Below are 13,921 nucleotides of genomic sequence, written 5' to 3'. Positions count from 1 at the left end.
CAAGATAAATGGCTTTGGCCCCGTTCACAAATCGTGGACATTCGTGAAGGAGTGTTGCTTGAAGCGCAATTGGGAAGGCGTCGTCCTCAAAGTCATGGGCGCCAAGGACTTCACCCTGGAGGTCACGGGCCGGGACGAGATCACCCCGGACTTCCTCCGCGTGCACGTGCGTGACGGCGGACTACTGGAGCGCAGCGGCCTGCATCCCACCATGTGGATCCGGCTCTGGTTCAACGATTCCGGCAAGGCTCACCAGCGCGCCTACACGTTGGTCAACGCCTCCCCCGCGGATGGTACGTTCAGCATGGACTTCGCGATGCACGACGGCGTCGCAGCGGATTGGGCCCGTTCCGTGCAGCCCGGCGACACCATCGACGCCACTGTCCAAGGCAGTTCCTTCACCTTCCCGCATCCCGCTCCGCGCCGGATCTGGGTGGTGGGGGACCCTGCTTCCATCCCGGCAGTCAACTCGCTGATCGACGAGCGCCAGCGCGTTGCTGCGGGCGCGGCTCCAGTGACCGCTTGGCTGGAATACCAGCACGACGCCGACACCTCGCTTGAGGTGCGTACCTCCGATTCCGACGTCGTCACCTGGATTCCGCGCAAACGCGACGGCGCCGCTTTGGTGGAGGAAGTCTGCGGTGCACTAACAGCGGACACTGTTTCCGTTAGCGAAGACTTCTTCTGGATCGCATGCGAAGCCTCAAGCACGCGGGCAATCGTCAAGCACCTGCGGAAAGAACTCGGAGTGGACAAGCACCGGATTGATGCGCTCGGGTACTGGCGGGTCTAGTTCTTCTTCGCGGGTTACTCGCGCCAGTTGAGGAAGCCCTTCTTCCCCTCCGGCGGAGTGAGCACAACGTCGCGGCCGTACTTCTTCCTGGCGTCAGCCCCGGAGAATGCGTCCGGGACAATGCGGACCGCTTTAGTCACCTTGCCGTCTTTCAGGAAGACAAAGAGTGCCGGTGAAGCGGTATAGCGGCTCTCCTTGGTGAGGGGTTCGCCAAAAGCCTCCTCAATGTCCTTGGCCGGGGTTCCCGACGTGACAAAACCTGCTTGGTCCCAGTCGAAGTCCGTGGCGTCGGCCAGCTTGAGTGATGTGCCGTTCTTGGCGGACTCCAGGACTTGATCGTTGAGGTGATCGTTCGTTTCGGGCATGACGGATCCTCCGAGGGAACAGGATGCCAAGGCACAGGCCAGGACAAAGGTGAGCAAGGTGGTAACGGTGACGCGGAGCGCTGCAGTCTTGGGGCGGCGTCGTAAGTTGTTGGTGCATGGAAGAGTCACGATGTCGTCCTGGACTCGTCGTTGAACTCCGGATCCTCGCCAGGGGCGGGCTCGGCATTGCCTGCATCACCCGTCTGGTCAGCGGGGACCTCGTTTGAAGGGTGCGGCAATAGGTCAGGTCCCACCACCACGGTGTCTCCGTTGTTGACGGCGTCCTCGATCAAGTCTGCAAGCTCCTCAGCACTGGCGTCCGGATTGGCGATGGCCACGTTGCGCCCAACTTCATTGTTGTACAGATCCATGGCCTCGCGGGGAGCCGGATTCCCGGGGAGCTGTTCGTGAGCCGTGGCGTAATCCTCTGCCCAGTCCGCGCCGTACTCCTTCACCATGAGGGCATTCCAATAAGCGTGGCGGAAGGCATCGTTCTGGTCGTCGTTGCGATCTTCACTGGGGAAGCGCTCGTCGGCAACACTGAAGGCGTCGTCGTGGATGCCCTTGAAAGCGTTCAGCTCAAAGGGGCCCAGGCCATTCAGGAGTTCCGCTTCCTTCTCGGTCACCACCTTCTGGTCCACCACGAACCGCAGCGGATCCCAGTCGCCGGGCCAGTTGGTGGTTTCGGCGTCGCTGACTTGGTACTGGTCCAGGATTTCTTCTGGCGTGGGCTGGGTGGGGTCCGTGGCAGCCGCTGTCTTCGTTGTTGCGTCGTTACGCGGGTTGCTGGAGCTGCCTGAGCTGCCGCCGGCGCCCTCGGTGGACGCGCCTGCCTGCTCGTCGGCATTGGTGAGCACGGACTTGGACGCTTCTTCTATCCCGCGCGAGGTCCTTTCAAGCAGGGGGCGTAGGTGGCCCTGCCAGTCGGAAGCGAAACGCTTGGCATCCTGCCCCTGCCAGTAACCGCCCTGGGCGATCAAGGAGTCGAGCTCCCGGGCGCGGCTGGTAAGCAGCGATGCTCCGCTGGCGAGCGCTTTGGATAGTGCTTTGAGTTGATCGACGTCGGCGCCGTAGAAAGGCATATTTCCCCCTGAGCTTTCCCGTACATCCTTCGCTAACCCTCGTTAGGGCACAATGGGTAGCTCTGCCCTTGATGAAACTGAGGGATAGCGTTCACGAACAGCAAGCCGCCGGCGTCGTGCTTTATATCGCACAGAACGGGTACGGTGTGATGTATGCCGCTGATTCGTTGGTTTGCTCTTCACTTCTAGCTCATTTGTGATATTTTTTGGGTATGACGCAACCTACCGCCGAGAATGTAGGCCTCCTGCTCCGCGACGCCCGTGGTGAAAAAGGCTGGACGCAGGGGCAACTGGCTACTGAGCTGGGAACCAGCCAGAGCGCAATCGCCCGGATGGAACAGGGCAAACAGAATCTCAGCCTCCGGATGATCGAACGCCTTGAAGCCATTTTTGGGCGCTCCATCGTCAAAGTGGGCAAGCCGCAGATGACCCACCTCCGCGTGGAGGGTGGCAGGACCCTATCCGGCGAAGTGGACGTCAACAGCAGTAAGAATGCCGGTGTCGCCCTCTTGTGTGCCAGCCTGATCAACCGCGGAACCACCACTCTGCGCCGGCTGGCACGGATTGAGGAAGTCAACAGGATCGTCGAGGTATTGACGTCCATCGGTGTGGAATGCACGTGGCTCAACGGAAGCGACCTCCGTCTCCGCCGCCCCGAGGTCCTGGATCTTGAATCCATGGACGTTGACGCAGCCCGACGCACACGCAGCGTCATCATGCTGCTCGGTCCGCTTCTGGACGAAACCAGCGAATACCTGCTGCCCTACGCCGGTGGCTGCGATTTGGGTACGCGCACTGTGGAACCGCACATGCAGGCGCTTCGCCAGTTCGGCCTCGAGGTGGAAGCGAAGTCCGGTTTCTACTCCGTGACCGCACCTCCCGGTGACGAACTCCACCGTTCCTTCGTTCTGACCGAACGCGGCGACACCGTGACGGAGAATGCCATCATGGCGGCCGCCCACCGTGAGGGCACCACCATCATTCGGAACGCCAGCCCCAACTACATGGTGCAGGACCTCTGCTTCTATTTGCAGGGCCTGGGCGTGGACATCGACGGCGTCGGAACCACCACACTGAAGATCACCGGACGCTCAGCCATTGATGTAGACATTGAGTACTTCCCGTCTGAAGACCCCATCGAGGCAATGAGCCTCATCACCGCAGGCATCGTGACCAACTCCGAGGTCACCATCCGAAGGGTTCCCATCGAGTTCATGGAAATCGAGCTGGCCACCCTGGAGCAGATGGGCCAGAACCTCGAAATCTCCGGCGAGTACATGGCTCGCAACGGGCGTACCCGGCTGGTGGACGTGACTACCAAGCCCTCGGAGCTCCGCGCGCCGCAGGACAAGATCCACCCGATGCCGTTCCCGGGCCTGAACATCGACAACCTGCCGTTCTTTGCGGTGATTGCAGGCAATGCCGAGGGCCAGACCATGATCCACGACTGGGTCTACGAGAACCGTGCAATCTACTTGACGGAGCTCAACAAGCTGGGCGCCCAAGTGCAGCTTTTGGATCCGCACCGGATCTACGTCAATGGGCCTACCAAGTGGCGTGCCGCTGAAATCGGCTGCCCGCCGGCCCTGCGACCTGCGGCCTGCCTCCTTCTGGCAATGTTGGCGGCCCGGGGAACCTCCGAGCTTCGCAACATTTACGTGATCGAGCGCGGCTATGAGGACCTCGCCGAGCGCCTGAACACGATCGGTGCGAAGATCGAGTACTTCCAGGACTAGGGCCTGCTGGCCGGCCGCGCACCCTTTCTTCCTTTTCGGCGCGCCCGTTCCCGCCATATGCTCCAAGTAACTCTGGTGCGAATGGCGGGAACGGGTGCGAAAAGTCCCGGAAGCACAAGTCCTGTCCTCACCAGCCCTCCTGACGCAGAATGGAGCATGCGCACTTTCGGGGTTGAGGAAGAGCTGCTCATCGTCGATCCTGTGACGGGCGAGCCCCTGGCCCTCGCGGACGCGCTCCTTGCGGGCCACGCTGAACCCCGCACTGCCACGGGCCTCAGCCACGAGCTCAAACTGGAGCAGATCGAGACACAGACCCGCCCATGCCATAGTTACGGCGAGCTCCTGCAACAGATCCGCCGTGGCCGGGCCATGGCCAACGAAGCCGCACGGCAGCATGGAGCGCGGGTTGCCGCAATCGCCACGTCTCCCTTGGCCTCGAATACTCACACCACTCCGGACCCCCGGTATGCCGCGATGCTGGATCGCTTCGGCATCATTGCCACGGAGCAGCTGACGTGCGGATTCCACGTGCACACATCAGTGGAGTCGCCCGAGGAAGGCGTGGTGGTTTTGGACCACATCCGGGACAAACTCGCCGTCCTGACAGCCCTAACCGCCAACTCGCCTTACTGGCGGGGGCTTCCCACTGGTTTCGACAGCTACCGCACCCAGGCTTGGAACCGCTGGCCGACGTCCGGCCCTTCCTCCGTCTTTGGCTCCCTTACTGCTTATCGACGCATCGTGAAGCGCCTCCTGGAAACGGGCGTGATCATGGATGAAGGCATGATCTACTTTGACGCCCGCATCTCCAGGAACCACCCCACTGTTGAGGTCCGCGTGGCCGACGTCTGCCTCCGCGCTGAGGACGCGGCCCTCATGGCGGTGCTGGTGCGGGCTTTGGTGGAGACGGCCTCCTTGGAAATGCTCGACGGCGTGGAACCCACCGCGGTGCCCACGGCACTCCTGCGGATGGCGAGTTGGCAGGCCAGCAATTCGGGTCTACGCGGAGATCTCCTGGACTTCGGTGACTTCCTACCTCAGCCAGCGGCGGACGTCGTGTGGGCATTGGTTGATTACCTGAGCCCGGTCCTGGACGACCAAAACGAGTTGGAACTCGTCAAAGCCGGGATTTCGGACTTACTGGCGCGGGGCAATGGTGCCCACGAACAACTGGAAGCCGCAGAACGCTACAACAAAAGGCAGCGCGACGGGCAAACCCAGACGGGAAGTCCGCCCACCAACGAAGCCCTGGCCGCCGTCGTCGCACATGCTGCGAAGGTGACGGTGCGCGGCACTGCCGCCGATGCCCATAAGGAACCCTCGCCCATGCTGACCCGGGTCAGGCGGCCCTAGGCTTGTCGGCTGCCGGCTCTTCCCAGGCCATCAGGTAGGCTCCGACGGTCCCCTCCACGAGGTAGAAAAAGAGCGGTGGGATGTCCTTCTTGGCCAGAAGGACGGCTCCGTAGATGGGTGCGGCGGCCGCAGCCGTGACCCCGATCCACCGTTTGGCAGGTAAAGAAAGAAGGCTCCCGCCGAGCGCAGCCAACGCCACAACATGCAGCCCGGAATACAACAGGAACGGAGCGCTGGAACCGCGGCGGTAGGCGAACCCTTCAATGTCGGAAGCCCGCCGGGCAACGCTGGAGACGAAGAACGGTGCACCGGCCAGCAGCGCGGCCGCAGCGGCGTAGGCCCACTTCTTCGCCCTCGTGCGCGGAGCTCCCATAGCTGGAATGGCACGGGCGAACGCCGCGAATCCTATGGGCACTGCGACGGTCCCGGCCGCAGTAATGTGCTGACCTGTGATCCAGCCGCGCTGGCCGGCTTGCAGCATGCGGAGGCGTTCGGCGTCATCGGGGGTGATGTAGACACGTGAGACCGGCGAAATCCCGACGAACCACACCGCCGTGCCGGCAACGATCACGGATCCGGCACGGCGATAGGGATGGTTCCCGCTCATGGCAGCAAGGTTAGACCTGTTTGAGTGCCTTCTCCAGATCCAGGATGAGGTCGTCCACGTCTTCAAGCCCGACAGACAGGCGAACCACACCATCGGAGAGCCCGATGGCCGCACGGCCCTCAGGCCCCATGGCCCGGTGGGTGGTGGTTGCCGGGTGCGTGATGAGGGACTTGGAATCGCCAAGGTTGTTGGAGATATCGATGACACGGAGGCCATCGAGCAAGGCAAACGCAGCGTCTTTGGCTGTACGCCCGGCCGAAGGAAGCAGCTCGAACGTCAGCACAGTACCGCCGGCCTTCATCTGCTTCGCAGCGAGCTCGTACTGAGGGTGGGACTTCAACAGCGGGTACTTGACCCAGCTGATGGCGGGTTGCTGCTCGAGCCACTCTGCGATCTTCAGAGCAGAAGCCGAGCTGTGATTCACTCGCAGTCCCATAGTCTCCAAGCCCTTGGTCAGCACCCAGGCATTGAACGCCGACAATGACGGGCCGGTGTGTCGCATGAGCTGCTTGACCGGACCATCGATGAATTCCTTGGTGCCTAGGATCGCGCCGCCAAGGACTCGTCCCTGGCCATCAATGTGCTTGGTCCCGGAGTACACGATCACGTCTGCACCCAGCTCACCACAGCGTTGCAGCAGGGGAGTGGCAAAGACATTGTCGACGACGACAGTCGCCCCGGCGGCATGGGCCAGTTCGCTGACGGCAGCGATATCGACGATCTCCTGCATGGGGTTGGACGGTGACTCGAAGAACACCGCAGTGGTGGGCTCGGACAGGGCTTCGCGCCACTGCTCAAGGTCGGGTCCGTCAACAAAGACCGTCTCCACGCCCCACCGGGGAAGGATCTCGTTGAGGATCACGAAGCAGGAGCCGAACAGCGAGCGGGCAGCAACCACACGGTCACCGGCAGCCAGCAAGGCACCCAGGGCGGTGAAGACTGCAGACATGCCGGACGCCGTCGCGAAGCACGCCTCGGTTCCTTCGAGCAGCCGCAGCCGCTCCTGGAACGTGGCCACGGACGGGTTGCCGTAACGGGAGTAGACGAATCGTTCGTCCTCGCCGGTGAAGGCACGTTCGGCGGCGGCAGCGGATTCGTAGACGAAACCGGAGTTCAGGAAAACGGGTTCGGACGTTTCCTGGAAATTGGTGCGGTCAAGGCCACCGCGGACGGCCTGGGTGTCAGGGCTCCAGCCGGCGGCGTCGGGATTAAAAGTCACTTACTCGGTCCCCAGATTCGTCGGCAGGCCACGGTTCTTCCAACCATTGACGGTGCGCTCACCGTAGCGGTCCGGTTCGCCTTCGAAGCCCTCCAGGACGTTGTAGGCAGTGAAGCCGGCCTGGGTTGCGGCGATGGCCGCCGAGATGGAGCGTTGCCCGGAACGGCATAGGAAAACGAGCTCAACGCCGTCGTCCTCGGGAGCCTGTTGCTGAAGGTCTTCAATAAAGCGGGAGTTCGGAATTCCGCCGGCCAAGTTCCACTGGATGAACAGGGGGTCGTTCTCGGTAGCTTTGGTGTCAGGGATTCCAATGTGGGCCCATTCGCCCTCGGTCCGGACGTCAACCAGGATGGCACCGTCTTGAAGTTTGGCCCACGCGTCGTGCGGGGTCAGGTCACCTGCGTAGCTCATGCGTGGCCCTCGAACGCTTCTTCGTCGTCGTAGTTCTCCAACTGGTCAACGGCATTGGCCACTGCGGCATCCGCTGTGGCGATCGCGGTCGGCAGGACAACGGCTTGGGCAACGATGACGTCCGTGCCGTTGAACGTAGCTGCCGGGCTCCCGTGGAGGACGTAACCTTCGGCGAGGGCATTGTGGATGCGCTCGCAGAAGTCGCGGGTGTCCGGGCCTGTCACCAGGCGGTAGGAGAGTTTTTCTTCAGTGGGTTCAGGCATAGCTGGTGCTCCTCAGTCACGCTTGCAGTACGAATTGTCGATACGCCGAGTAGTCACCTGAGGCACCCCGCCGGAGAGAGGGTTGCCGACCAGCAAGTCAGGGCTTTGCGCTGGTACTCATTACTCAAGAAAAACGTAACATCCACGGGCATCCGGCCGCACTTGCGAGTGGTGGGGCGGCCGTCATGTTGCGTAATCGGCGGCCGTTTCACTCTTCGTCCCTGAGCGTGCGGACGGCGGCGCCGACTGTAGGAAAGAAGTGGTCCGGCGTGAAACGTGCTGCCGTTCCGAGGCGGATCAGCTTGTCCTTCACCGGTCCTTTGAGTTCGGCGAACACCAGATCCACGCCATGACGGGCCAACCATTCATCCAGCGTGACGAGGTCGTCCAGGGCCGTGGTGTCGATGCCTGTGATGGGTTCCGCCGCCAGGATGACGTGGGAGATATCATCCGAAGCTTCGTCCAGTTGTTCCCGGACAAAGCTTGCAAGAACCTGCCCGTTGCCGAAGAACAGCGGTGCATCGAAACGGAGGATCAGGAGCCCGGGGATGCGTGCGCCGTTGGGGTGTCGTTCAAGATCGTGGTACCCCGGGAGCCCTTCTTCGGCACCGAGTTCTGTTCGGTATGGATCCCAGGCCCGCCGCACGAAGTCCAAGAGCGCCAATGCTATGGCCACCACGATTCCCTGGAGCACACCTACTGTAAGGACGCCGAGGAACGCAGCCAACATCACCACCACGGATTCGCTCCGGCTCAGGCTCAACAGGCGCCGGACGCCGGCCGGGTCCGCCAGGGCTATCGCTGCGGCAATCACGACGGCGGCCAAGGTGGCGGACGGAAGGTACTCGGTCACCCCTGGAGCCAGCAGCATGAAAGCAAGCACCAGCACCGAACCCACCACGCCGGTCATCTGGGACTTGGCACCAGCGTCCACAGCCACAGGGGTCCTCGATGTACTGCCGGAGATGGGGAATCCGCCCAGCAGGCCCGTGGCAGCATTGGCTGCCCCAAGTGCTGCCATTTCCCTGTTGCCGGAAACCTTCTTGCCTTCCTTGGCTGCCAATGTTTGGGACAGGACGCCGGTGTCCGCGAAGGCCATGAGGGCGATCCCTGCCGCAGCGGGAAGCAGGGTGAGTGCGTCCGCCCAGCCAATGCCGCCGAGCGCGGGCATCGGGAGGCCCTGCGGCAGGACTCCGGTGACCTTGACGTCGTCGTTGAGGCTCCAAACGGCCGTTGCGACGCACGAGCCGACCACCGCCAGCAGCACACCCGGCACTTTCCACTTCAGCAGCCGGGGAATCCAGATCAGCGCCAGCGAACCCACGCCCAGCAGCAGCGCGGTGATGTTGACCTCGCCACCCAGCACCCCGGTGGTGACCTTCGCAAGCTTTTGCCAGATGTCGCCGTCGGCCTCTATCCCCAGGAATGCCGGCAGCTGCGAAAGGGCCACCAGCAAAGCGATCCCGTTCAGGTATCCGAGCCTGATGGGTTTGGAGAGCAGTCCAGTGATGGTCCCGAGTTTGAGGGCCGACCCGGCCAGCATGATCACCCCAATTAACACGGCCAGGAGTCCGGCGAGCGCTACCGACTTTTCGCTGCTACCCGCTGCCAGCGGCACGATTGCCGCGGCAATCATGGGGGCGAGGGAAGAATCGGGGCCGAGGACCAGGATGCGGGAAGGCCCCACAAACGCGTAAACCAGCAGCGGGACCACAGTGGCATAGAGACCGGTGACCGGTGGAAGGCCGGCCGCCTGCGCATAGGCCATACCGGCGGGTACCAGCAGGGCGAAGAGGGCAGCACCTGCCACGACGTCGTGCCGGAGCCATTCGCGTTTGTAGCCCTTGAGCGCCCAGACGCCCGAAAGCCGGTCCTTGGCGGACTTGGCGGAAGAACGGGTGGGTGAACTCATACAGCGATCATTCCCGACCCATGCTGTTTTCGAAACAATGCGACGGCCGTATGTGGAAAATCCGGACCGTCATCAGTCCCGCCCAAATGTGACGCCCCGGGAGCATAATTGACGCAGTACGACCCCCTGTAACTTCGCATGAAATCAGGTCGCGGTGAACGGACAGAGCAGTTCTACACTCAAGCCCATGCTGCACTTTGGATGGTTCGTGGGACACGGTTTTGGTGTCCAGGGCTGGGGGACTCCCGGCTACAGCCTGGGCTATGACTGGAAGAAACCCGCCCTGTACCAGGAGGCTGTCCGGGCCTTTGAACAATCCGGGTTGGACCTGTTCATCATCGAGGATTCCCTCACCGTCCCGGATACTTACGGCGGCACGGCCGAGGTCTCCCTGGCGCACGCGTCGTTCGCTCCGAAGCATGATCCGCTGGCGCTGGTCCCGTACCTTCTCTCAGCCACGGAGCATTTAGGGATCGTCCCGACGGTCAGCGCTTCCTTCTACCCGCCCTTCACTGCCGCCCGGCTCCTGGCCACGCTGCAACACTTCTCAGAAGGGCAGCTCGGCTGGAACGTAGTCACGTCCGGCAGCGACCTCGCCGCCCAGAATTATGGGCTGGACCAGCAGATCGAACACGACCTCCGGTACGGGAAAGCGGAGGAATTCGTCGACGTCGTCAGGCGGCTCTGGCGGAGTTGGGAACCTGGCGCTGTGCTTGAGGACGTTGAGGCGGGGGTGTTCGCGGATCACAGCAAAGTGCACCCTATCAACCATGAGGGCGACTTTTTCAAGGTCAGGGGTCCGCTGAACACTGCGCCTTTGCCGGAAGAACCCGTCCTGGTGCAAGCTGGTGCGTCGCCGCGGGGTAAGGCCTTCGCCGGTGGGCATGCCGACGTGGCCATTGCCTTGGCACGCGGCGTTGACGGGATGAAGTCCTACCGGGATTCCATCCGCGCGGAAGCTGCAAAAGCAGGCCGCAATCCCGACGACATCAAGGTTCTTTTCGTCCTGAAGCCCACCATTGTTGGTTCCACGGCAGAAGCAGAGGAGTTGCGGGCACAGAGGCGTGAACTCACCCAACGCGACATCGACAGCCAACTCAACTCCATCTCCTACCTTTCAGTGATCGACTTCAAACAGTTCGACCTCGACGCTCCGCTGCCCGAATTGAGCACCAACAGCAACCAAGGAACGCTGGAGCATTTCGCCAAGGCGGCCCCTCCGGGCTCCACACTGAGACAGATCCTGCAGGCCCGCAGCGGAGGAGCGGGTGATTCCATCATTGGTACGGTTGGCGAAATCGCCGACTACCTGGAGTCGACAGGGTCTGAAGTGGGTGGCGACGGTTTCCTCTTCTCCGGCTTCGTGGACCCTGTGACCGTGCACGGTGTACTGGACAAACTCACCCCTGAACTGCGGCGCCGTGGCCTGTTGAGGAAGAGCTACGGCAACGGTGGTTTCCGGCAAAATCTCTTGGACTTCTGATGGTGTCGACTGAACCGCGAACCCTCCTGATCGGTGCGGCTCCGGTGCTGGCATCGGACATGGCGCTGGCCGCCGAAGATCCCTCGTTTGACGTGGAACTCAACCAGGAAGCGCTGACTTTGATGCGTAAGTCGAGGGAACTAGTGGAGCTCACCGCGACCTCCGGGAAGCGTGTGTACGGGCTCAACACACTGCTAGGGTCAGGCCGGGATACGGCTGTGGAGGAGAAGTCGCTCCTGGCGTATCAGGTGCAGGTGGTCAGGTATCACAACAGCGGTGTGGGCACGTATCTTGACCGTGCTGCTGCCCGTGCCGTCATCCTTGCCAGGCTTATCGGTTTCAGCCGCGGTGGTTCCGGCGTGCGACCCGAAACAGCAGTCTTCTACGCCGAATTGCTCAACCGCGGAGTCTTCCCCGCCATCCCCCGGGAAGGCTCAGTGGGCTCGTCAGACCTGACCCAACTTGCCGCCGTCGCCGCCGTTGCCTTGGGCGAGGGCGAAGCGTTCGACGCGGATGGCACGCTGATCCCCGGCGCCAAAGCGCTCGCCGACGCCGGTCTCCAGCCACTTGTTCTCGCGCCGGGTGAGGCCTTGGCCCTGGTCAGTGCCAATGCGTACTCGGTGGGTGTAGGAACTCTCGCCTTGGTGCGGTTGCGGCACCTGGCCGAACTGGCCGACGTCGCACTTTCCCTCTCACTCGAGACGATCGCAAGGTACGACGGCGGCGGGAACCTCAGCCCGTTCTCGCTGGCAATCCAGGCGGCCAAGGCGGTGGACGGGCAGCGGGAGTCGGCTGCCGCTGTTCGCCGCCTTCTGAGCGGTGGGTGGCTGGAGGATGTTCGTCCCGAAGTTTCGGTGCAGGATGCGTTATCGTTCCGGGCCGCGCCCCAGACGCACGGGGCATTTCGATCCCTGGTGAAGCAGCTCGGTACTGCGTTGGAAGTAGAGCTTAACGGCCGCGGCGATAATCCCCTGGTCGATCTCGACTCCGGGCAGATGGTGTCCGGCGGGAACTTCCAACCGATGCAACTGACTCTCGCCTTCGAGGGCCTGCGGCTGGCTTTGGCCCACGTTGGGATTTCCAGTGAACGCCGCATCGCCAAGTTGTACCCACCACAACGGGCTATCCGGGCCCGCCACCTGCAGGCGGCATCCTCCGGGGAAGGTCTGGCCCAAGAAGAACTTCCCGGGCTGCTCTGGTACTCGGCCGCAGGACTGTTGGCCGAACTCAAGTTCCTCGCCGCACCGGCGACGCTCGGGGCGCCGACGCTTTCTGCCGACGTCGAGGACCATTCGACGCTTGCCCCGCTTGCCCTGCAGCAGCTCGAAAAGTCGTTGGAGGCTGCCGAAAAGCTCTTGGTTATCGAGGCGTTGACGGCGTCGTACCTGCTGCTTGAAGCGGGAGCCGCGCAGCCGCTCGGAAAGGGGACGGGCGCCGTCGTGGGAAGACTGGCCGATGTGCTTGCCGACCGGCCGTCGGCTCCTGACTTGGTGGCGCGTGCGCGTCTGGAGTTGCGGGATGCCGTAGCCAGGGAATTTTCGGAGACAGGGGAGGAACCGTGGTGAGTACAGCGATCCGCAAACATGGTGTGCACGCGGCCGTCCCGATTCCGGACGGGCTGGACGCCTCAGTCCTGGACAAAGTTGGCAACACACCGCTGGTGAAGCTGGAATCACTGGGTCACGGCCTGGGCAGCACCATCCACATCAAGCTCGAGTCCGAAAACCCTGGTGGCTCCATCAAGGACCGCACCGCGCTGAGTATGGTTCGGGCGGCGGAAAGGTCTGGCGAGCTGCAACCGGGCGCCACGATTGTGGAAAGCACGTCGGGCAACACCGGGATCGGGCTCGCCCTCATCGGACACCTGACCGGACACCCGGTGGTGGTGGTTACGGGCGACACGATCTCCGAGGAGAAGCTTGCCGCGCTGCACAACTACGGCGCCCGAGTGATCCTCACGGACTGGAACGCGCCGTCGGAATCGCCGGAGAACGCACGCGCCGTGGCAGCGCGGATTACCGCCGAGACGCCCGGCGCGTGGCGGCCCATGCAGTTCGACAACCCTGCCAATCCGGCCGCGCACTATGAAACCACCGGGCCCGAGATCTGGGAACAGACAGGTGGCCTGGTGACCCACTTCGTAGCGGGGATAGGCACCGGCGGGACCATCAGCGGGAACGGCCGGTTCTTGAAGGAACGCGTGGCTGCCTCACGACCCGGCGGGCACGTGGAAGTTGTTGGTGCCGACCCCTACGGCTCCGCCTACAGCGGCGGCCATCCCGGCGAGATCCTGGTGGACGGCGTGGGCAACTCCTGGCCCGAAGCTGAATGGCCCAAGGCTTTCGACCGCGCCATCGTGGACCGTTTCCTGCGGATCCCCAACGACGAGGTTTACACCACCGTCCACAGGCTTCTGGATGAAGAAGGACTCGCGCTGGGTCCGTCTTCCGGGCTCGCTGTTGCCGCGGCTGTGCGGGTGGCTCGAGCAGCACCTCACGGTTCGGTGGTGGTGGCCATAGCGCCCGACGCCGGCACGAACTACTTGAGCAAGGCCTTCAACCCGGTGTGGCTGGCGGAGCACGGCATACGGCTCGCTGCCGACACCCCAGGCGCCCGCGACGCCCGCGAGTAAGCCCTCTCTCACATCCCTCGGGTTTGGGGTGGGCCCTCTCTCACATCCCTCGGGTTTGGGGTGGG

13 protein-coding genes and 1 riboswitch are annotated in these 13,921 nt (G+C 63.0%); of the genes, 6 read left to right on the top strand and 7 right to left on the bottom strand.

The genetic code is table 11. The features are described from left to right. The first annotated feature begins 58 nt into the window (after positions 1–58). The gene (locus tag ACNAOT_RS20410; RefSeq protein WP_420179176.1) at positions 59–793 is read left to right on the top strand and encodes a siderophore-interacting protein; all 735 of its coding nucleotides are present in this window, start codon (positions 59–61) and stop codon (positions 791–793) included. A 14-nt stretch (positions 794–807) separates the two neighbouring features. Here the strand turns inward: ACNAOT_RS20410 and ACNAOT_RS20405 are convergent, their stop codons facing one another. Beyond that, positions 808–1,287: a hypothetical protein gene (locus tag ACNAOT_RS20405; protein WP_420179175.1), complete on the bottom strand. Its 480-nt coding sequence runs from the start codon at positions 1,285–1,287 to the stop codon at positions 808–810. Next, positions 1,284–2,240, bottom strand: a complete 957-nt coding sequence (locus tag ACNAOT_RS20400; RefSeq protein ID WP_420179174.1) for a WXG100 family type VII secretion target — start codon at positions 2,238–2,240, stop codon at positions 1,284–1,286. The genes ACNAOT_RS20405 and ACNAOT_RS20400 overlap by 4 nt, the downstream gene beginning before the upstream one ends. Before the next feature lie 212 nt (positions 2,241–2,452). Here ACNAOT_RS20400 and ACNAOT_RS20395 point away from each other — a divergent pair, with 212 nt between their 5' ends. Then, the gene (locus tag ACNAOT_RS20395) at positions 2,453–3,976 is read left to right on the top strand and encodes a UDP-N-acetylglucosamine 1-carboxyvinyltransferase (protein ID WP_091469865.1); all 1,524 of its coding nucleotides are present in this window, start codon (positions 2,453–2,455) and stop codon (positions 3,974–3,976) included. A 156-nt stretch (positions 3,977–4,132) separates the two neighbouring features. Then, positions 4,133–5,329 carry a glutamate--cysteine ligase gene (locus ACNAOT_RS20390; protein WP_420179173.1) on the top strand — a complete coding sequence of 399 codons (1,197 nt, stop codon included), beginning with the start codon at positions 4,133–4,135 and terminating at the stop codon, positions 5,327–5,329. On the opposite strand, the gene ACNAOT_RS20385 is transcribed toward ACNAOT_RS20390, so the two are convergent. From ACNAOT_RS20385 to ACNAOT_RS20365, 5 genes are all read right to left on the bottom strand, one after another. After that, complete coding sequence (locus ACNAOT_RS20385; protein WP_420179172.1) at positions 5,316–5,936, bottom strand: hypothetical protein; 621 nt, start codon at positions 5,934–5,936, stop codon at positions 5,316–5,318. The two genes, ACNAOT_RS20390 and ACNAOT_RS20385, sit on opposite strands and share 14 nt — an antisense overlap. A gap of 10 nt (positions 5,937–5,946) precedes the next feature. Next, positions 5,947–7,155, bottom strand: a complete 1,209-nt coding sequence (locus tag ACNAOT_RS20380; protein WP_178995818.1) for an O-succinylhomoserine sulfhydrylase — start codon at positions 7,153–7,155, stop codon at positions 5,947–5,949. After that, a complete protein-coding gene (locus ACNAOT_RS20375) occupies positions 7,156–7,566 on the bottom strand; it encodes a rhodanese-like domain-containing protein (protein WP_091469876.1) in 411 nt (136 codons plus the stop codon). Beyond that, positions 7,563–7,829, bottom strand: a complete 267-nt coding sequence (locus ACNAOT_RS20370) for a DUF1737 domain-containing protein (RefSeq protein ID WP_054808796.1) — start codon at positions 7,827–7,829, stop codon at positions 7,563–7,565. The genes ACNAOT_RS20375 and ACNAOT_RS20370 overlap by 4 nt, the downstream gene beginning before the upstream one ends. A gap of 13 nt (positions 7,830–7,842) precedes the next feature. After that, positions 7,843–7,954: riboswitch (SAM riboswitch) on the bottom strand. Positions 7,955–8,037: 83 nt separating this feature from the next. Next, on the bottom strand, positions 8,038–9,741 hold the full coding sequence (locus ACNAOT_RS20365; protein WP_420179171.1) for a SulP family inorganic anion transporter: 1,704 nt from the start codon (positions 9,739–9,741) through the stop codon (positions 8,038–8,040). A gap of 154 nt (positions 9,742–9,895) precedes the next feature. On the opposite strand from ACNAOT_RS20365, the gene ACNAOT_RS20360 reads away from it, so the two are divergent. Genes ACNAOT_RS20360 through ACNAOT_RS20350 form a run of 3 tightly spaced genes read left to right on the top strand, consistent with a single transcriptional unit; the run spans position 9,896 to position 13,856 of the window. Further along, complete coding sequence (locus ACNAOT_RS20360; RefSeq protein ID WP_420179170.1) at positions 9,896–11,224, top strand: NtaA/DmoA family FMN-dependent monooxygenase; 1,329 nt, start codon at positions 9,896–9,898, stop codon at positions 11,222–11,224. Next, positions 11,224–12,789 carry an aromatic amino acid ammonia-lyase gene (locus tag ACNAOT_RS20355; RefSeq protein ID WP_420179169.1) on the top strand — a complete coding sequence of 522 codons (1,566 nt, stop codon included), beginning with the start codon at positions 11,224–11,226 and terminating at the stop codon, positions 12,787–12,789. Before ACNAOT_RS20360 ends, ACNAOT_RS20355 begins: the two co-directional genes overlap by 1 nt. Beyond that, a complete protein-coding gene (locus ACNAOT_RS20350; RefSeq protein ID WP_420179168.1) occupies positions 12,783–13,856 on the top strand; it encodes a PLP-dependent cysteine synthase family protein in 1,074 nt (357 codons plus the stop codon). The genes ACNAOT_RS20355 and ACNAOT_RS20350 overlap by 7 nt, the downstream gene beginning before the upstream one ends. Positions 13,857–13,921: the final 65 nt, after the last annotated feature.

It is taken from the genome of Paenarthrobacter sp. TA1.8 (genome assembly GCF_048595705.1).
GTDB classification, from domain to species: domain Bacteria; phylum Actinomycetota; class Actinomycetes; order Actinomycetales; family Micrococcaceae; genus Arthrobacter; species Arthrobacter nitroguajacolicus.
This window is presented reverse-complemented; position numbering and strand designations above follow the sequence as displayed.

What these genes read in the sequence shown, in the direction of transcription:
- ACNAOT_RS20400 (WP_420179174.1), bottom strand. Translation starts at nt 2,240, where the DNA reads ATGCCTTTCTACGGCGCCGACGTCGATCAACTCAAAGCACTATCCAAA.
- ACNAOT_RS20395 (WP_091469865.1), top strand. Translation starts at nt 2,453, where the DNA reads ATGACGCAACCTACCGCCGAGAATGTAGGCCTCCTGCTCCGCGACGCC.
- ACNAOT_RS20390 (WP_420179173.1), top strand. Translation starts at nt 4,133, where the DNA reads ATGCGCACTTTCGGGGTTGAGGAAGAGCTGCTCATCGTCGATCCTGTG.
- ACNAOT_RS20385 (WP_420179172.1), bottom strand. Translation starts at nt 5,936, where the DNA reads ATGAGCGGGAACCATCCCTATCGCCGTGCCGGATCCGTGATCGTTGCC.
- ACNAOT_RS20375 (WP_091469876.1), bottom strand. Translation starts at nt 7,566, where the DNA reads ATGAGCTACGCAGGTGACCTGACCCCGCACGACGCGTGGGCCAAACTT.
- ACNAOT_RS20370 (WP_054808796.1), bottom strand. Translation starts at nt 7,829, where the DNA reads ATGCCTGAACCCACTGAAGAAAAACTCTCCTACCGCCTGGTGACAGGC.
- ACNAOT_RS20365 (WP_420179171.1), bottom strand. Translation starts at nt 9,741, where the DNA reads ATGAGTTCACCCACCCGTTCTTCCGCCAAGTCCGCCAAGGACCGGCTT.
- ACNAOT_RS20355 (WP_420179169.1), top strand. Translation starts at nt 11,224, where the DNA reads ATGGTGTCGACTGAACCGCGAACCCTCCTGATCGGTGCGGCTCCGGTG.